Below are 16,057 nucleotides of genomic sequence, written 5' to 3' on the forward strand. Positions count from 1 at the left end.
GGCGCACGGCGGTGTTGTCGATGTCGAGGATGTCGATCGCGTCCTCGTCGTCGAGGCGATAGCGGTTGACGCCGACGATCACCTCCTCGCCCTTGTCGACCGCCGCCTGCTTGCGCGTCGCCGCCTCCTCGATCAGGCGCTTCGGCAGGCCGTCATTGACGGCCTTCGTCATGCCGCCCATCGCCTCGACCTCCTCGATCAGCGCCCAGGCCTTCTCGGCCAGTTCGCTGGTCAGGCTTTCGACATAGTAGGAGCCGGCCAGCGGATCGACGACCTTCGTCACACCGGTCTCATGCTGGAGGATGAGCTGGGTGTTGCGGGCGATGCGGGCGGAAAACTCCGTCGGCAGCGCGATCGCCTCGTCGAAGGAGTTGGTGTGCAGCGATTGCGTTCCGCCGAGCACGGCCGACATCGCCTCGAAGGCGGTGCGCACGATGTTGTTGTAGGGGTCCTGCTCCTGCAGCGAGACGCCGGAGGTCTGGCAATGGGTGCGCAGCATGAGCGACGAGGTCTTCTTCGGCTCGAACTCCTGCATGATGCGGGTCCAGAGCAGCCGCGCCGCACGCAGCTTCGCCGCCTCCATGAAGAAGTTCATGCCGATGCAGAAGAAGAAGGAGAGCCGCCCGGCGAAGGCATCGACGTCGAGCCCCTTGGCGAGCGCCGCGCGCACATATTCGCGCCCGTCGGCCAGCGTGAAGGCCAGTTCCTGCACCAGCGTCGCACCGGCCTCCTGCATATGGTAGCCGGAGATCGAGATCGAGTTGAACTTCGGCATCTCGGCCGCGGTGTATGCGATGATGTCCGCGACGATCCGCATCGAAGGTTCCGGCGGATAGATATAGGTGTTGCGGACCATGAACTCCTTGAGGATGTCGTTCTGGATCGTGCCCGACAACTGGTCGCGCGACACGCCCTGCTCCTCGCCGGCGACGATGAAGCTTGCCAGCACCGGGATGACGGCGCCGTTCATGGTCATCGACACCGAGATTTTTTCGAGCGGGATGCCGTCGAAGAGCACCTTCATGTCCTCGACCGAATCGATCGCCACGCCCGCCTTGCCGACATCGCCTTCGACGCGCGGATGGTCGCTGTCATAGCCGCGGTGGGTGGCGAGGTCGAAGGCGACGGAAACGCCCTGCTGGCCGGCGGCAAGCGCCTTGCGGTAGAAGGCATTGGAAGCCTCCGCCGTCGAGAAGCCGGCATATTGCCGGATCGTCCAGGGCCGGCCGGCATACATGGTGGCGCGCGGGCCGCGCGTGAACGGCGCGAAACCGGGCAGAGAGCCGAGATGGCCCGCCTTGTCGAGGTCTTCAACCGTATAGAGCGGCTTGACGTCGATACCTTCAGGCGTGTGCCAGACCAGCGTCTCCGGCGAGCGCTTCAGCTCCTTCTCGGCGAGCTCCGCCCAGTCCTTTGCGGTCTTGTCGGTCATCGGGTCACCTCTCGGTCATGCAGTTGCGTCCACGCACGCAAAACGCCGTGGGATCTCGGATGGTTCGGACGGGGCGCCTCGGGAGCCTCATGCGAAATTATAGTATTCGATGGCACCTCGCGGCGCCCCGTTCAGCAGTTTCTGCCCGCAGCCTCACCGTCTTGGCGGGGAATGACACCGGCTCCACCCGATGCCTCGTCCGGCGCACTTGACGCGGCTTGAAACGTCGTTACGCCGGGTTTTGCAGGACGACGGGGATTTCGCCCGCCGCCGTGTTCCACACGCCTATGGCTTTCGCCAGACCTCGTCCGGGCTGCGCCCTCCGGCCGACGGCACTTTCGCGGACCGCGGATGCGACGCTCTGCGTCTTCCCATCGCAACCGGTGCCGGCCCCGCCTCGCCGGAACGCCTTCCGGTGCATCCGATAACGGGACGGCGCCAGTGTAGGCACAGGATTCAGAGGCGGGGACGAAAGGGGATGAAATTTTTCCAATTCCAGACGATTTGCGGACGACTTGGCTAAACTGAAGGGTGTACCATCGAAGGGCAGCACCCGGATATCGATCGGAGAACTACCAGATGCCCGCAAAGGACGAGCACTCGTTTGACGAGCAGGAACTTGAAGCACTGAAAGCCTTGCTCGATGAGCGCCGGAAGGGCGAATTCCTAGAGCCGAAAGACGCGAGGCGAGAGATCGAAACGATGATCGCCGCCAAGAAGAAGAAACTCGGACTTTGAGGTCTCGCCCCACAATAGTGGTCGAAAGCGTTCGGCACAGCCATCCCATCACTCGAATTCCATGATCAACTCGTCCACCGCAAGGCTCGCCCCCGCCCCCGCTGCGACGCGCTTGACGGTGCCGCGGCGTTCGGCGCGCAGGACGTTTTCCATCTTCATCGCCTCGACGGTGGCAAGCGGCTGGCCGGCCTCGACGGTGTCGCCCTCGCGCACGTTGACGGCGGTCAGCACGCCGGGCATCGGGCAGAGCAGCATGCGCGAGGTGTCCGGCGGCAGCTTCTTCGGCATCAGGCGGGCGAGCTCGGCGACGCGCGGGCTTCGCACCGTCGCCACCACGTCGATGCCGCGCCAGCGCAGGCGGATGCCGCTGCCGACGCGCTCGACCTTGACCTGCATATGCGTGCCGCCGACCTCGAAGCGGGCAAGCGTATCGCCGGGCATCCAGTCGCCGGCGAGCGACAGCGACGCGCCGTCGGCAAAGCGCGCATGGGCGCCGTCGGGCGACAGCCCGCCGGACACGGCCACCTCGCGGTCACCCAGGCGCACGATCCAGTCGCGGCCGACGACGCGGCGATGGTTGCCGATCGTGCCGGAAATTTTCGCAGCGCGCTCCTCCAGCGTCTGGTGCACATGCAGCGCGACGGCGGCAAGCAGCCTTGCCTGTTCGTCGTCCGGGCTGACGCCGTGGAAACCGTCGGCGAATTCCTCGGCGATATAGGCCGTCGTCAGCCGGCCCGCGCGAAAACGATCCTGCCGCATGACGGCGGCGAGGAAGGGCTGGTTGTGGCCGATGCCCTCCACCTCGAAGGCGTCGAGCGCCTCGCTCATCGCCTCGACGGCGGCGCGCCGGTCGGGCGCCCATGTGCAGAGCTTGGCGATCATCGGGTCGTAATACATCGAAATCTCGCCGCCCTCGAAGACGCCGGTGTCGTTGCGCACGACGGTTCCGTCCGCGCGTTTGCCTTCCGCCGGCGGGCGATAGCGCGTCAGCCGGCCGATCGACGGCAGGAAGTTGCGATAGGGGTCCTCGGCATAGAGCCGGCTCTCGATCGCCCAGCCGTCCAGCTTCACTTCGTCCTGCCCGAAGGCGAGCTTTTCGCCGGAGGCGACGCGGATCATCTGCTCGACGAGGTCGATGCCGGTGACGAGTTCGGTCACGGGATGCTCGACCTGCAGGCGGGTGTTCATCTCGAGGAAGTAGAAGTTGCGGTCGCCGTCGACGATGAACTCGACCGTGCCGGCCGAGTGGTAGCCAACGGCCTTTGCCAGCGCGACCGCCTGCTCGCCCATGGCTTTGCGGGTGGCCTGGTCGAGGAAGGGCGACGGCGCCTCCTCGATGACCTTCTGGTTTCGTCGCTGGATCGAGCATTCGCGCTCGCCGAGATAAAGCGTGTTGCCGTGTTTGTCGCCGAGCACCTGGATCTCGATATGGCGCGGCTCGCTCACGAATTTCTCGATGAAGATGCGATCGTCGCCAAAGGAGGATTTCGCCTCGTTCTTCGAGGACTGGAAACCTTCGCGCGCCTCCTGGTCGTTCCAGGCGATGCGCATGCCCTTGCCGCCGCCGCCGGCCGACGCCTTGATCATCACCGGATAGCCGATCGCGCCGGCGATCTTCACTGCCTCGTCGGCATCGGCGATCAGGCCCATATGTCCCGGCACGGTGGAAACGCCGGCTTCGGCCGCGAGCTTCTTCGAGGTGATCTTGTCGCCCATCGCCTCGATGGCCTTGACCGGCGGGCCGATGAAGGTGACGCCGGCCTTTTCCAGTGCCTCGGCGAAGGCGGCGTTCTCCGACAGGAAGCCGTAGCCCGGATGCACCGCATCGGTACCGGTCTTGCGGATCGCCTCCAGGACCCTGTCGATGACGATATAGGACTGCGACGACGGCGACGGACCGATATGCACCGCCTCGTCGGCCAGCCGCACATGCATGGCATCGCGGTCGGCATCGGAATAGACGGCGACGGTGGCGATGCCCATGGACTTGGCGGTGCGGATGACGCGGCAGGCGATCTCGCCGCGGTTGGCGATGAGGATTTTGGAGATCACTGGCGCTTGCCTCCCGCGGCCGGGGTTTCGATGATGGTCGGAAAGGCTGGGTGCACATGGTCGGTCGGCCAGACCCTGGTTTCGACACTCATCGGCGTGCCTTTTGCAGCGACATCGAAAGCCCGCCTCGCAAAACGATCATGTCACAGCCCTCCCCCGTCATCCAACGTTCTCCGCCCGCTATTCCCTGCTCGCTTTTCTCAAGCCCTTTGCGACGCTCTGCTCGTTCTTCACGTCGGCGAAGGCCTCCGGGAAGTTCTTGCGGACAAGCGGCTCATTGAGCTTGAGCTTGGCGAAATAGGATTGCGGATCGAAGCCGCGTTCGGCCGCGATGACCTCCCGGCCGAAGAGGCGGCAGAGGCGCTCGCCGTCGAGATTGCCGCGCTCGAAGGGCTCCGTGCCGAAGAACTGCCAGAGCGCCTGGACGAAACCGAGATCGGCGAGAGCCACCGTCTGGTCCATCGTGCGGTGGCGCGGCCAGTTCGTAAGGGGCGTCACCTTCGGATTTGCCCGGCGCAGGGTATATTGCCACTGCGTGCCCGGAAGCCCGGCCGGGAAACCCTGATGTTTCGGCATGAGAGGATCCTTGGCCATCCGCGTCAGACCTCGAACACATCTTCGAACGATTCCGGAAAACTCTGCCGCGCCACCTTCTCGTCGATCACCAGCATCGCCTCGTAGGACAGCGGGTCGAAATCCTTGTCGACCGCCACGACCTCGCGGCCGAAGAGCAGCGAGAGCCGCGCGGCGTCGAGATTGCCGCGCTCGAAGGGTTCCGGCCCGAAATGGTGCCAGAGCGCGTGCAGGAAGGCGGCGTCGATGCGGTGTTCGGCCGTGCCCGGACGGGCGCGGCGCGGCAGGGCCTTGACCGGGGTGACGCCGCGCGGATTGGCGCGGCGGATGGTGAACTGCACGCCGGTGCCCGGCATGCCGGAGGGAAAGCCCCGGTGCTTGGTCATGTCGGGCAGGCTGGGCATGGCAGGTCTCCTCACGCCGTGGCGATCTTGTCCTCGGTCTTCGTCTCGAAGTCCGAAGCGTCGTGGCGTTCGCGCAGCTGGGTCGCGGGGTCGCCCGACATGCGGTTGACCATCGCGCCGCGCTTCACCGCCGGCCGCTCGCCGAGCTGCCTCTGCCAGCGCTGGACGTGCTTGTACCCGTCGACCGAAAGGAAATCGCCGGCGTCGTTGTAGGCGTCCTTGGCGGCGAGCCGGCCGTACCAGGGCCAGATCGCCATGTCGGCGATGGTGTAGTCGCGGCCCGCCATGAACTCGTTGTCGGCGAGATGCCGGTCGAGCACGTCCATCTGGCGCTTCACCTCCATGGCGTAGCGGTTGATGGCATATTCGATCTTCATCGGCGCATAGGCATAGAAATGCCCGAAGCCGCCGCCGAGGAAGGGCGCCGAGCCCATCTGCCAGAACAGCCAGTTGATCGTCTCGGTGCGCGAACGAAGCGCCGTCGGCAGGAAGGCGCCGAATTTTTCGGCGAGATAGACAAGGATCGAGGCGGATTCGAAGACCCGGAGCGGCTTGCCGCCGTCCTTCGGCGCATGATCCATCAGCGCCGGAATCTTGGAGTTCGGATTGACCTCGACGAAGCCGGAGCCGAACTGGTCGCCCTGGCCGATATTGATCAGCCAGGCGTCGTATTCCGCGCCCGTGTGACCCGCCGCCAGCAGCTCCTCCAGCATGATCGTCACCTTGACGCCGTTCGGCGTGCCGAGCGAATAGAGCTGCAGCGGATGTTTGCCGACCGGCAGGACCTTCTCCTGCGTCGGGCCGGCGATCGGCCGGTTGATATTCGCAAAGGCGCCGCCGCTTTCGCTGTCCCAGGTCCAGACTTTCGGCGGAACATAGCCGGCGGGCAGGTTCTTCTCGGGCGGGAATTTGGTGTCGTCGGTCATGATGTCCTCGTGATGAAAATGGGTTGGTTTGAGGGGTTGGTCGTGATTGTCCGCACTACTCGGCGGCTTCCGCGGGCGGGACGGCGCCGGGGGCGGGACCTCCGATGATAAGCGCCTTTGCGCTGATATATTCATCGAGGTCTTCCCAGCCAACGGCATCGCCAAAGGGCAGAATCTCCCATTTGCCGCGCGCCTCGGGCGATGCCGCATGAAGACGCGGATACCACCAGAGCGGCGCGACGATCCGCCGGCCGTCCTTCATGTCGAAGATCAGCGCATCTTGCGTCACGTCAACGCCGGACACCTGCAACTGGGCGTCGTCAATGTCCAAAATAGTCATTCCAGGCCTCCAGGAAAGTCTGCCGGTTTTCGGCGACCACCTCCAGAATAGCATTCACCTCGTGGCCGGCAAAACCGACGTTCCGGGCCACCCGCAAGTCTGCGAGCCAGACTTTCAACTGCTTGGCGTCCTTCAGGACATGGATATGAGGTGGCTCTCCGATCTCCTTCGAGTAGAAGAGGAAACGATGCCCTTTCCATCTGAAGACGACCGGCATGACGTCTCCTCACAACGGAATCGTATCGTGCTTGCGCCATCTGACATCCACCTGCTTGTTCCGCAGCGACGCAAACGCCCGGGCGATCCGGCGCCGGGATGAATGCGGCTTGATCACCTCGTCGATGAAGCCGCGTTCGGCGGCGACGAAGGGGTTGGCGAAGCGCTCCTCGTATTCACTCGTGCGGGCTGCGATCTTCTCCGGGTCCGACAGTTCGGAGCGGTAGAGGATCTCGGTCGCGCCCTTGGCGCCCATCACGGCGATCTCGGCGCTCGGCCAGGCATAGTTGACGTCGGCGCCGATATGTTTCGAGGCCATCACGTCATAGGCGCCGCCATAGGCCTTTCGCGTGATCAATGTGACCATCGGCACGGTCGCCTGGCTATAGGCGAAGAGCAGCTTGGCGCCGTGCTTGATGACGCCGCCATATTCCTGCGCCGTGCCCGGCAGGAAACCCGGAACGTCGACCAGCGTCAGGATCGGGATCGAGAAGGCGTCGCAGAAGCGCACGAAGCGGGCGGCCTTGCGCGAACTGTCGATGTCGAGGCAGCCGGCCAGCACCATCGGCTGGTTGGCGACGACGCCGACCGTCTGGCCCTCCATGCGGATGAAGCCGGTGACGATGTTCTTCGCGAAGGACGCCTGCAGCTCGAAGAAATCGCCCTCGTCGGCGAGCGCCAGGATCAGTTCCTTCATGTCGTAGGGTTTTGCCGCGCTGTCCGGGATCAGGCTGTCGAGCCGCATCTCGAGGCGGGCCGGATCGTCGTGGAAGGGCCGGACCGGCGGCTTTTCGCGGTTGTGGAGCGGCAGGAAATCGAAGAGCAGGCGCACATGCTCCAGCGTCTCGATGTCGTCCTCGTAAGCCGCGTCGGCGACCGAGGATTTTTGGGTATGCGTGCGGGCGCCGCCGAGTTCCTCGGCCGTCACGATCTCGTTGGTGACAGTCTTCACCACATCGGGGCCGGTGACGAACATGTAGGATGAGTCGCGCACCATGAAGATGAAGTCGGTCATCGCCGGCGAATAGACGGCACCGCCGGCGCAGGGACCCATGATGACGGAAATCTGCGGGATGACGCCGGAGGCCTCGGCATTGCGGCGGAAGACCTCCGCATAGCCGGCGAGCGAGGCGACGCCCTCCTGGATGCGCGCACCGCCGGAATCGTTGAGGCCGATGACCGGCGCACCGTTCCGCACCGCCATGTCCATGATCTTGCAGATTTTTTGGGCATGCGTCTCCGACAGCGAGCCGCCGAGCACGGTGAAATCCTGGGAAAAGACATAGACCTGCCGGCCGTTGATCGTGCCCCAGCCGGTCACCACGCCATCGCCCGGCACCTTCTCGCCCGCCATGCCGAAATCGACGCAGCGGTGCGTGACATACATGTCGTATTCCTCGAAGGAGCCCTCGTCGAGCAGCACGTCGATGCGCTCGCGCGCCGTCAGCTTGCCCTTGCCGTGCTGGGCGTCGATCCGCCGCTGTCCGCCGCCGAGATGCGCCTCGGCGCGGCGCGCTTCGAGCTGTTCGAGAACCACGCGCATGTCCCCTCCTCATTTCACAGGTGCCGGACGCTAGCGCATTCCGGGCGATGCGAAAACATTTGAATGTGTGTGCTTGCAGATTTATGAATATGCGAACTGCAATTTGCGAAGTTGCGAAACTATGGCCACGGGCAAACTCTTCATCGGGCGCAAGGTGCGCGATCTGCGCCTCGCCAATACGGCGACGCAGGGCCAGTTCGCCGAACGGCTGGGCATCTCGACGAGTTATCTCAACCAGATCGAGAACAACCAGCGGCCGGTTTCGGCGACCGTCCTGCTGGCGCTTGCCGAAAAATTCCGCATGGACATCACGGATCTCGCGAGCGGCGAGGTCGACCGGCTGCTGTCGGCGCTCACCGAGGCGCTGACCGATCCGCTCTTCGAGGGCTACGCCCCGAGCCTGCAGGAACTGAAGCTGGTGACGCAGAATGCGCCGGGGCTGGCGCACGCGCTGATCGCCTGCCACCAGGCCTATCGCCGCAACAGCGAGCAGCTGGCGGGCGTCGACGACACGCTGGGGCGCGGCTCCGGCACGACGGAGACGACACCCTACGAGGAGGTGCGCGACTTTTTTCATTTCGTCGACAACTACATCCATGACATCGACATCATGGCGGAGACGCTGGCGGCGGAACTCGACATCGGCGACGGCGATAACGCCATCGCCCTGACCGGCTATCTCGACAAACATTTCGGCGTGCGCGTGGCGCGCGGAGCGCCGGGCAGCGAGGCGCTGCGGCGCTTCGATCCGAAGACGCGGGTGCTGACGATCAACCCCTTCGCGCCGGCGCCGACGCGCGATTTCCAGATCGCGCTGCAGATCGCCCAGCTTCACGGCTGGCGGGAGATCGACCGGATCGCCGGGGAGGCGGGTTTCAGGACCGAGGAAGCCCACGAAATCTGTCGCACCGGTCTGCAGAACTATTTCGCAGGCGCGCTGCTTCTGCCCTACCGGGCGTTCCTGACGGCGGCGCGCGACCTGCGCCACGACATCGAGCTTCTCGCCGCCCGCTTCGGCACCTCGCTGGAGCAGGTGTGCCACCGGCTGTCGACCTTGCAGCGGCCGGGGTTGAAGGGGGTGCCGGTGTTCTTCGCCCGCATCGACCGGGCCGGCAACATCACCAAGCGCCACAGCGCCGCCAAGCTGCAATTCGCCCGCTTCGGCGCCGCCTGCCCGCTCTGGAACGCGCACCAGGCCTTCGAGACGCCGGGCCGCATCATCCGGCAGCTTGCCGAGACGCCGGACGGCGTGCGTTATCTCTGTCTTGCCATGCAGGTGACGAAGGGGAGCGGCGGCTTCCGTGCGGCGCAACCGACCTATGCGCTGGCGCTCGGCTGCGAGATCTCCTATGCGGATGCCTTCGTCTATGCGGACGATCTCGACATCACCAACCGTGCCGCCTTCGAGCCGATCGGCATCTCCTGCCGCATCTGCGAGCGGCCAAACTGCGCCAGCCGCGCCGTTCCTCCCTTCAAGCGCAAGCTCGTCGTCGACCACAACCTGCGCGAGGCGACGCCCTACCGGCTGGTCTGAACGCCGCCCGCGCCGTCAGGATCAGTTCTGCGTGCCGTCCGGCGTCACCTGCTGGCTCTCGCCGCCCGTGCCGGACTGCGCGGTCGGATCCTCGTCGACCGGCGCGTTCTGCTGTGTCCCGTCCACGGTCGGCTGATCGCCTGGCGCAGCGGTGTCGCTCGCGGTGGACGAGGTCCGGGTGGCGTCGGTGCTGCCGTCGGTGTCGGCGCCCTCGCCCCACAGTTCCACGCCGCCCCAGACCACGAAGGCGAGGAGCAGGCTGGCGCCCAGAACCTTGAGCACCGGCAGGCCGGGAAAACCCTGGCGGGCCTCGCGCGCCGAATAGGCCTTGCGCGCCGGATCGTGGGTCAGGCCCTCCGGATCGCCGCGTTCGTCGAGATGCCGGTTCATCGCATGTCGCTCCTCTTTGGATTCTCTCCAGGGAACAACTTCAGCTCGGCGCGAAAGTTCCAGCCGGCCTCATTGCGCCGCTGCGACCGCCTCCGCGGTGACGAGCCCGTAGTGCCGCATCTCCTCCGGCGAGAGGTAATAAAGCCGATCCGGCGGCGTATCGAGCGCGTGCAGCCAGAGCGCGGGATCGACGCCCATGTCCTTCAGATGCCGTGTCACCCTGGCCGTCGTGCGCTGCGCGTCCGACATCGCCTGTTCCGCCGAAGGCCGCGCGGCGCCGGCACCGAAGACCTGGTGCACGCCGACGACGGCGCCCTCCTCCGCCGACCGCCCGACCCCGCCGGCAAGCACGATCGGGCAGGAGGAGGCACAGAGATGGCCGGCCGGAACGCGGGTCGCATAGGCCTTCTCGCGCACGAGCGCCGCGATCGCAAGCGCGTCCTCCACCGAACCGCCGGGGGAATCGAGCGCCACCGTCTTCACATATTCGCCGCGGTCGGCGATCTCGGCCGCGAAGCGTCCGGACGCCCCGATATCCATCGTGCCGCGCGCCAGCAGTACGCCACCCGGCCGGAGCGAAAAGGCGATCGGCTGACGAAGCGTCGTCCGCTCGCTCGTCAGTTCGCCCGGCATCGCCTGCGGCTCGCCCTCGGTCAGCGCCGGCGCGAGCAGCGGCAGGCCGTCCGTCTCGCCCGGCAGCGCGACGGGCTGCATGGCGGACGCCGCCGCGGCGATCTCGCGATAGTCGGTGATCGCGAAGACGACGGCGAGCGCCGTCAGGGCGCCGAAGGCATAGCGCATGACCTGGCCGTCATCCGTGCGTTTCAGCCAGCCGGCGATCCGCTGCCGGGCGCGCGCCGTCACGGCGTCGGCCCCTTCCGGCCGCCCTTGCCGGAAACGTCGAGGCTGGTAATGTTGGAGGGCTCCTCGCGATCCGCGACGATCGCCCCGAGGTCGTCGATGCCCGACCGCTGCGCGATCTCCCTCTGAACGGCAAGCGCCTCCAGCAGTTCGGCTGCCGTGATGCGGCTTGCAAAGGGCAGGCGTTCGCCCTGGCGCCTGAGCGCGCCATGCACCGCGGCAAGGATGAAGATCAGCACCGCCGGCAGCAGGTCGATGGAAATGGCGCCGGCCCAGCTCGGGATGAAATCGCCGGCATAGCGCAGCACCGCTTCCGCCGAGGAGAGCGGCACGAAGCGGCGCTCGGAGACCGACTCGCGGCCGAGGATCTCGTCGGCCGCCTCCGAAAGGACCTTCGACTGCGCCGCCACCGACGTGCGGATCGTCTCCATCACCTGATCCTGCCGGTTGGCGAGGTCGGCTTCCGTGCCGCTCGCGACGGGTGCGATGAAGCCGAGAGACAGGTCGTCCGCCGCGCGCTTGACGGAGGCGGCGATGGAGGTCTGCTCCAGCGAGGCGATAACGCCCGTCAGCGCCACGACTTCCGAGGCGAAGCTGTCGGCGCGCGGCTCGATGGCGCCGGGCGCGGTGACGAGCCCGCGCATGGCGGAAAGATTGGTGCGGCCGGTCTCGAAGAGCTCGGCGACCCGCTCGCGCGAGGCGACGATGCCGTTCGACAGTTCGTCGAGCTGGGCGGCCATCTGGGTCAGCAGCTGCACGACGCTGCCCGAGCCGGTTGTGCCGGTGAGCGCGCCCGTCTCGCGCTCGTCCTGCGCCAGCCGCGCGAAGCGTTCCGAGGCGCGCCTGATGTCCGGCAGCAGGCTCTGGGCGGCCAGCGCATTCTGGTGCGCCCGGTCGAGGTCGCCGGTATAGTCCTCCAGCGTCTCGGCGAGGTGCTGCTCGAGAGCCGCGGACCCCGCGAGCGCCGCGGCGTTGAGCCAGCTCGACATGGCGATGATCATGGCGCAGCCGAGCGCCATGATGCCGAGCATGGCGCCGCGCCCGGCAGCACCCGTCACATGCGGATAGAAGCGCGCCATGTAGGTCCAGAAGGCGTAGATCGCCACCGAGACGGCGCTCGAATAGATGATCGCGGCGAAGAAGACGACGGTCGCCGAACCATCGAGGATGCTGCGCACGCCGAGATAGGTATAGACGCCGGACGCCAGCGCCAGGACGGCGAGCGCGAAACGGGTCATGGTCTCGACGGCGTCGATGCCGTCCTGCAACCGATGCGAAGCGCCAAGCGCCATAGGAAAACTCTCCTGAGGATGTCCTTTAACAATCCATTAAATTGTTGCGAAAAGAAGGCTCGCCGGGGGGCGGAAATCGACTAGGTTTCCCCGGTCCGCGACGCACTGACAGGAGCGACCATGCCCTCACCCCTTTTCGATTTCACCGGCCGGCGGGTGCTTGTCACCGGCGCGAGCCGCGGTCTCGGGCTGGAGATCGCGCGGGCCTTCGCCGCAGCCGGCGCGCATGTGGCGCTGAACGGGCGGGATCCCGATGCGCTGGAAACGGCCGCGCAGGCGCTCTCCGCAACGGACGCGGGCGCCGGCGCGGTGTCGATCGCCGGGGATCTGCAGGACATGGCGGAGACGATCGTCGGGACGGCGGCGCAGCGGCTTGGCGGACTTGACGTCGTGGTGCATGCGGCAGGCATCCGCGACCGGCGGCCGACGACCGAGCTCGATGCGGACGCCTTCCGGCGCATCGTCGACGTCAACCTCACGGCAGCCTACCGGCTCGCCCGCGCCGCGCTGCCGCATCTTGCCCGTTCGGATGCCGGCAGGCTGGTCTTCGTCACCTCCATCGCCGCGTCGATCGCCCGGACGCCGGACCCGGCCTATACTGCGTCGAAGGGCGGACTGGATGCGCTGACCCGCTCGCTCGCCGTCGAGCACGGCTCGGACCGGCTCACCGTCAACGCGATCGCGCCCGGCTGGTTCGTGACGGAACCCAACCGGAGGCTCGCCGACGACCCGAAGGTGCAGGCCTTCGTCGACATGCGCATTCCGCTGAGGCGCTGGGGGCGACCGGAGGAGATCGCACCCGCCGCGCTCTTCCTCGCCGCACCGTCCTCGAGTTTTGTCAACGGCGTGACGCTGACGGTCGACGGCGGCATGTCGGCGCAGATGTGAGACGCCTCACACCCGCGACGGGACCGCCTCGGGAGCGGAGCCGGGGAAATAACGGCGGCCGAGCCAGAGCGCGAGCTGCACGAGCAGGATCAGCACCGGCACCTCGACGAGCGGGCCGATGACGGCGGCGAAGGCGACCGGCGAGGCAAGCCCGAAGGCGGCGATGGCGACGGCGATGGCGAGCTCGAAATTGTTGCCGGCGGCGGTGAAGGCGACGGCGGTCGAGCGCGGGTAGTCCGTGTCGATCAGCTTCGCCATGACGAAGCTGACGGTGAACATGACGAGGAAATAGATCGTCAGCGGGATCGCGATCCGCACCACGTCGAGCGGCAGGCGCACCACGTCGCCGCCCTTCAGGCTGAACATCGCGACGATGGTGAAAAGCAGCGCCACAAGCGTGATCGGCCCGATCTTCGGCAGGAAGACCTCCTCGTACCAGACCTCGCCCTTCGCCTTGGCGAGCAGGCGGCGCGTCAGGTATCCGGCGAGGAAGGGAATGCCGAGATAGATCAGCACCGCCTCGGCGATGGTCCAGACGGAGACGTCGACGACGCTGCCCTCGAGGCCGAAGAAGGGTGGCAGCACGGAGAGGAAGAACCAGGCATAGACCGAGAAGAACAGGATCTGGAAGATCGAGTTGAAGGCGACGAGGCCGGCGACATACTGGTTGTCGCCGCGCGCCAGCTGGTTCCAGACGAGCACCATGGCGATGCAGCGGGCAAGGCCGATGAGGATGAGGCCGGTCATGTATTCCGGCTGGTCGCGCAGGAAGAGGACGGCGAGGACGAACATCAGCACCGGGCCGATCAGCCAGTTCTGCACGAGGGACAGCACCAGCACGCGCCGGTCCTCGAAGACCCGGTGCAGTTCCTCGTAGCGCACCCTGGCGAGCGGCGGGTACATCATGAGGATGAGGCCGATGGCGATGGGCACGTTGGTGGTGCCGAAGGAGAGGCTGTCGAGCGCGGCAGGCAGGCCCTCGAACAGCGTGCCGAGGGCGAGACCCAGCGCCATCGCGGCGAAGATCCAGACGGTGAGATAGCGGTCGAGGAAGGACAGTCGAAGGCTCGGCGCGGCGGGACGCATGGCGTGCTCCAATCAAACGGGCTGGCGGCCGCATGGGCCGCGGAAAACAAGAACGGCCGGCGGATCAGCCGACCCGGCGGCCGGCGGATCAGCCGACCCGGCGGCCGGCGGCGTCGACGACCTGTTCGCCGTCCTCCTTGGCGAAGGCATGCTGCTGCGGTGCCGGCAGGATGTCCAGCACGGCCTCCGACGGACGGCAGAGCTTCACGCCGAGCGGCGACACGACGATCGGCCGGTTGATGAGAATCGGATGCTCCATCATGGCATCCACCAGCGCGGCGTCCGCCAGCGACGGATCGTCAAGGCCGAGCTCGGCATAGGGCGTGCCCTTCTCGCGCAGCAGATCGCGCACGGAAATCCCCATGCGGACGATCAACTGCTCGAGCAGCGGCCGGCTCGGCGGCGTCTTCAGATATTCGATCACATGCGGCTCGATGCCGGCGTTGCGGATCATCGCCAGCGTGTTGCGCGAGGTGCCGCAGTCCGGATTGTGGTAGATGACGATATCGACGGGAGCGGTCATGCGACGTCGGACCTCCTCACGGTCGAACCTTCCATCTGGCCGATCTCCCTCAGCTTCGCCGAAAGGCTCATGCGTTCGAGGCTTTCGATCGGCAGCGCAGCGAAGGCGGCGATACGCAGCTTCATGTAGCGCAGCGTGTTGGCGAAGGCGAAATGCTTCTCGGTCACGGTGCCCTGGACGGCGGCCGGATCTTCGACACCCCAGTGGGCGGTCATCGGCTGGCCGGGCCAGACAGGACAAGCCTCGCCGGCAGCGTTGTCGCAGACCGTGAAGACAAAATCGAGCTGGGGCGCGCCGGCGACGGCGAATTCATCCCAGCTTTTCGAACGCAGTCCGTCGACCGGATATTTGTGGCCGACAAGCGTCTCGATGGCATAGGGGTGCACTTCCCCCTTCGGCTGGCTACCGGCGGAAAAGGCGTTGAACTTGCCGGCGCCGTCCTTGCGCAGCACGCTCTCGGCGATGATGGAACGGGCGGAATTACCGGTGCAGAGAAAAAGCACGTTGAATGTCGATTTGGTCATGGCGACACCTTCAGGGGCGGGCAGCAGGGGGTGAGTTCGGCGATCAACGGCGCGCAGAGGCTGGCGTCGCCGCCGCAGCAATCCTTGACGAGAAACAAAGTGAGATCGCGCAGCCGCGCGACATCGGCACGGTAGACGATGAGGCGGCTGCGGCGCTCGGAGGTCACGAGCCCGGCGCGCGACAGCACGTTCAGATGTGCCGACATGGTGTTCTGCGGCACGGCGAGCGTGCGGGCGATGTCACCCGCCGCCATGCCCTCCGGCTCCTGCTCGACGAGCAGGCGGAAGGTCTCCAGCCGGGTCGACTGGGCAAGCGCCGCGAGAGCGAGAATGGCGTTTTCTTGTTCCATATATCCAGAATACTGGAATTATGGATACTGTCAATCGCATGTGTTCACTGCCGCTATTTCTACGAAGTTCGAAATATGGCTTGACAGGTGCGGCGCGAGAGCCAATGATTAATTCCATGAACATCGAATTAGCTGCCTCGCAGATGGAATCCCTCGGCAACCCGACACGGTTGCGGCTCTACCGCGCGCTGGTGCGCGCCGGTATCGACGGGCTGCCGGTCGGCGGCCTGCAGCAGACGCTCGACATCCCGGCCTCCACCCTGTCGCATCACTGCCGAAAGCTGATGGATGCCGGCCTGGTGACGCAGGAACGGCGCGGCACGACGCTGATCTGCCGGGCCAACTACCGGGCCATGACCGCGCTGATCGGCTATCTCGCGGACGA

The 16,057-nt window shown here is 66.1% G+C and carries 19 protein-coding genes; 4 read left to right on the plus strand and 15 right to left on the minus strand.

Going from position 1 to position 16,057, the window contains the following annotated elements:
* The coding region (gene scpA, locus LXM94_RS22800; RefSeq protein ID WP_235773769.1) for a methylmalonyl-CoA mutase at positions 1-1,432 on the minus strand (1,432 nt) is incomplete at its 3' end.
* Positions 1,433-2,011: 579 nt separating this feature from the next.
* Between scpA and LXM94_RS22805 the strand changes: the two genes are divergently transcribed.
* Positions 2,012-2,170, plus strand: coding sequence for a hypothetical protein (locus LXM94_RS22805; RefSeq protein ID WP_235773770.1), 159 nt, complete (start codon positions 2,012-2,014; stop codon positions 2,168-2,170).
* 48 nt (positions 2,171-2,218) lie between these two features.
* Here the strand turns inward: LXM94_RS22805 and LXM94_RS22810 are convergent, their stop codons facing one another.
* The 7 genes from LXM94_RS22810 to LXM94_RS22840 all read right to left on the minus strand — a co-directional run bounded on the left by LXM94_RS22810 (position 2,219) and on the right by LXM94_RS22840 (position 8,224).
* The gene (locus LXM94_RS22810) at positions 2,219-4,222 is read right to left on the minus strand and encodes an acetyl-CoA carboxylase biotin carboxylase subunit (RefSeq protein ID WP_235773771.1); all 2,004 of its coding nucleotides are present in this window, start codon (positions 4,220-4,222) and stop codon (positions 2,219-2,221) included.
* Between the two features lie 180 nt (positions 4,223-4,402).
* Entirely contained in the window at positions 4,403-4,816 is a 414-nt protein-coding gene (locus LXM94_RS22815) for a hypothetical protein (protein ID WP_235773772.1), read from the minus strand.
* 5 nt (positions 4,817-4,821) lie between these two features.
* Complete coding sequence (locus LXM94_RS22820) at positions 4,822-5,199, minus strand: hypothetical protein (RefSeq protein WP_235773773.1); 378 nt, start codon at positions 5,197-5,199, stop codon at positions 4,822-4,824.
* Positions 5,200-5,210: 11 nt separating this feature from the next.
* Positions 5,211-6,125 carry a glutathione-dependent disulfide-bond oxidoreductase gene (gene yghU, locus LXM94_RS22825; protein ID WP_235773774.1) on the minus strand — a complete coding sequence of 305 codons (915 nt, stop codon included), beginning with the start codon at positions 6,123-6,125 and terminating at the stop codon, positions 5,211-5,213.
* 55 nt (positions 6,126-6,180) lie between these two features.
* Positions 6,181-6,465: a DUF2442 domain-containing protein gene (locus LXM94_RS22830; protein WP_235773775.1), complete on the minus strand. Its 285-nt coding sequence runs from the start codon at positions 6,463-6,465 to the stop codon at positions 6,181-6,183.
* The gene (locus LXM94_RS22835) at positions 6,446-6,682 is read right to left on the minus strand and encodes a DUF4160 domain-containing protein (RefSeq protein WP_235773776.1); all 237 of its coding nucleotides are present in this window, start codon (positions 6,680-6,682) and stop codon (positions 6,446-6,448) included. Before LXM94_RS22835 ends, LXM94_RS22830 begins: the two co-directional genes overlap by 20 nt.
* 9 nt (positions 6,683-6,691) lie before the next feature.
* Complete coding sequence (locus LXM94_RS22840) at positions 6,692-8,224, minus strand: acyl-CoA carboxylase subunit beta (protein WP_235773777.1); 1,533 nt, start codon at positions 8,222-8,224, stop codon at positions 6,692-6,694.
* Between the two features lie 121 nt (positions 8,225-8,345).
* On the opposite strand from LXM94_RS22840, the gene LXM94_RS22845 reads away from it, so the two are divergent.
* Positions 8,346-9,758, plus strand: a complete 1,413-nt coding sequence (locus LXM94_RS22845; protein WP_235773778.1) for a helix-turn-helix domain-containing protein — start codon at positions 8,346-8,348, stop codon at positions 9,756-9,758.
* A gap of 21 nt (positions 9,759-9,779) precedes the next feature.
* On the opposite strand, the gene LXM94_RS22850 is transcribed toward LXM94_RS22845, so the two are convergent.
* The 3 genes from LXM94_RS22850 to LXM94_RS22860 all read right to left on the minus strand — a co-directional run bounded on the left by LXM94_RS22850 (position 9,780) and on the right by LXM94_RS22860 (position 12,301).
* Positions 9,780-10,148, minus strand: a complete 369-nt coding sequence (locus LXM94_RS22850) for a hypothetical protein (RefSeq protein WP_235773779.1) — start codon at positions 10,146-10,148, stop codon at positions 9,780-9,782.
* 69 nt (positions 10,149-10,217) lie between these two features.
* Positions 10,218-10,949, minus strand: coding sequence for a COG3904 family protein (locus LXM94_RS22855; protein WP_235773787.1), 732 nt, complete (start codon positions 10,947-10,949; stop codon positions 10,218-10,220).
* A 59-nt stretch (positions 10,950-11,008) separates the two neighbouring features.
* A complete protein-coding gene (locus LXM94_RS22860; RefSeq protein ID WP_235773780.1) occupies positions 11,009-12,301 on the minus strand; it encodes a hypothetical protein in 1,293 nt (430 codons plus the stop codon).
* A 120-nt stretch (positions 12,302-12,421) separates the two neighbouring features.
* Between LXM94_RS22860 and LXM94_RS22865 the strand changes: the two genes are divergently transcribed.
* Positions 12,422-13,189, plus strand: a complete 768-nt coding sequence (locus LXM94_RS22865) for an SDR family oxidoreductase (RefSeq protein WP_235773781.1) — start codon at positions 12,422-12,424, stop codon at positions 13,187-13,189.
* Between the two features lie 6 nt (positions 13,190-13,195).
* On the opposite strand, the gene arsB is transcribed toward LXM94_RS22865, so the two are convergent.
* The 4 genes from arsB to LXM94_RS22885 all read right to left on the minus strand — a co-directional run bounded on the left by arsB (position 13,196) and on the right by LXM94_RS22885 (position 15,672).
* Entirely contained in the window at positions 13,196-14,275 is a 1,080-nt protein-coding gene (gene arsB, locus LXM94_RS22870) for an ACR3 family arsenite efflux transporter (protein ID WP_235773782.1), read from the minus strand.
* An 88-nt stretch (positions 14,276-14,363) separates the two neighbouring features.
* Entirely contained in the window at positions 14,364-14,798 is a 435-nt protein-coding gene (arsC, locus tag LXM94_RS22875) for an arsenate reductase (glutaredoxin) (RefSeq protein WP_235773783.1), read from the minus strand.
* Positions 14,795-15,322: an arsenate reductase ArsC gene (locus LXM94_RS22880; RefSeq protein WP_235773784.1), complete on the minus strand. Its 528-nt coding sequence runs from the start codon at positions 15,320-15,322 to the stop codon at positions 14,795-14,797. Before LXM94_RS22880 ends, arsC begins: the two co-directional genes overlap by 4 nt.
* The gene (locus LXM94_RS22885; protein WP_235773785.1) at positions 15,319-15,672 is read right to left on the minus strand and encodes an ArsR/SmtB family transcription factor; all 354 of its coding nucleotides are present in this window, start codon (positions 15,670-15,672) and stop codon (positions 15,319-15,321) included. The genes LXM94_RS22880 and LXM94_RS22885 overlap by 4 nt, the downstream gene beginning before the upstream one ends.
* Before the next feature lie 116 nt (positions 15,673-15,788).
* Between LXM94_RS22885 and LXM94_RS22890 the strand changes: the two genes are divergently transcribed.
* On the plus strand, positions 15,789-16,057 hold a 269-nt coding region (locus LXM94_RS22890), incomplete at its 3' end, for an ArsR/SmtB family transcription factor (protein ID WP_235773786.1).

It is taken from the genome of Rhizobium alarense (assembly GCF_021555155.1).
Classification (GTDB): domain Bacteria; phylum Pseudomonadota; class Alphaproteobacteria; order Rhizobiales; family Rhizobiaceae; genus Rhizobium_D; species Rhizobium_D alarense.

Bases quoted from the DNA above. Each gene is read 5' to 3' on its own strand.
- LXM94_RS22805 (WP_235773770.1), top strand. From the start codon at position 2,012: ATGCCCGCAAAGGACGAGCACTCGTTTGACGAGCAGGAACTTGAAGCA.
- LXM94_RS22815 (WP_235773772.1), bottom strand. From the start codon at position 4,816: ATGGCCAAGGATCCTCTCATGCCGAAACATCAGGGTTTCCCGGCCGGG.
- LXM94_RS22820 (WP_235773773.1), bottom strand. From the start codon at position 5,199: ATGCCCAGCCTGCCCGACATGACCAAGCACCGGGGCTTTCCCTCCGGC.
- yghU (WP_235773774.1), bottom strand. From the start codon at position 6,125: ATGACCGACGACACCAAATTCCCGCCCGAGAAGAACCTGCCCGCCGGC.
- LXM94_RS22830 (WP_235773775.1), bottom strand. From the start codon at position 6,465: ATGACTATTTTGGACATTGACGACGCCCAGTTGCAGGTGTCCGGCGTT.
- LXM94_RS22835 (WP_235773776.1), bottom strand. From the start codon at position 6,682: ATGCCGGTCGTCTTCAGATGGAAAGGGCATCGTTTCCTCTTCTACTCG.
- LXM94_RS22840 (WP_235773777.1), bottom strand. From the start codon at position 8,224: ATGCGCGTGGTTCTCGAACAGCTCGAAGCGCGCCGCGCCGAGGCGCAT.
- LXM94_RS22845 (WP_235773778.1), top strand. From the start codon at position 8,346: ATGGCCACGGGCAAACTCTTCATCGGGCGCAAGGTGCGCGATCTGCGC.
- LXM94_RS22850 (WP_235773779.1), bottom strand. From the start codon at position 10,148: ATGAACCGGCATCTCGACGAACGCGGCGATCCGGAGGGCCTGACCCAC.
- LXM94_RS22855 (WP_235773787.1), bottom strand. From the start codon at position 10,949: ATGCGCTATGCCTTCGGCGCCCTGACGGCGCTCGCCGTCGTCTTCGCG.
- LXM94_RS22860 (WP_235773780.1), bottom strand. From the start codon at position 12,301: ATGGCGCTTGGCGCTTCGCATCGGTTGCAGGACGGCATCGACGCCGTC.
- LXM94_RS22865 (WP_235773781.1), top strand. From the start codon at position 12,422: ATGCCCTCACCCCTTTTCGATTTCACCGGCCGGCGGGTGCTTGTCACC.
- arsB (WP_235773782.1), bottom strand. From the start codon at position 14,275: ATGCGTCCCGCCGCGCCGAGCCTTCGACTGTCCTTCCTCGACCGCTAT.
- arsC (WP_235773783.1), bottom strand. From the start codon at position 14,798: ATGACCGCTCCCGTCGATATCGTCATCTACCACAATCCGGACTGCGGC.
- LXM94_RS22880 (WP_235773784.1), bottom strand. From the start codon at position 15,322: ATGACCAAATCGACATTCAACGTGCTTTTTCTCTGCACCGGTAATTCC.
- LXM94_RS22885 (WP_235773785.1), bottom strand. From the start codon at position 15,672: ATGGAACAAGAAAACGCCATTCTCGCTCTCGCGGCGCTTGCCCAGTCG.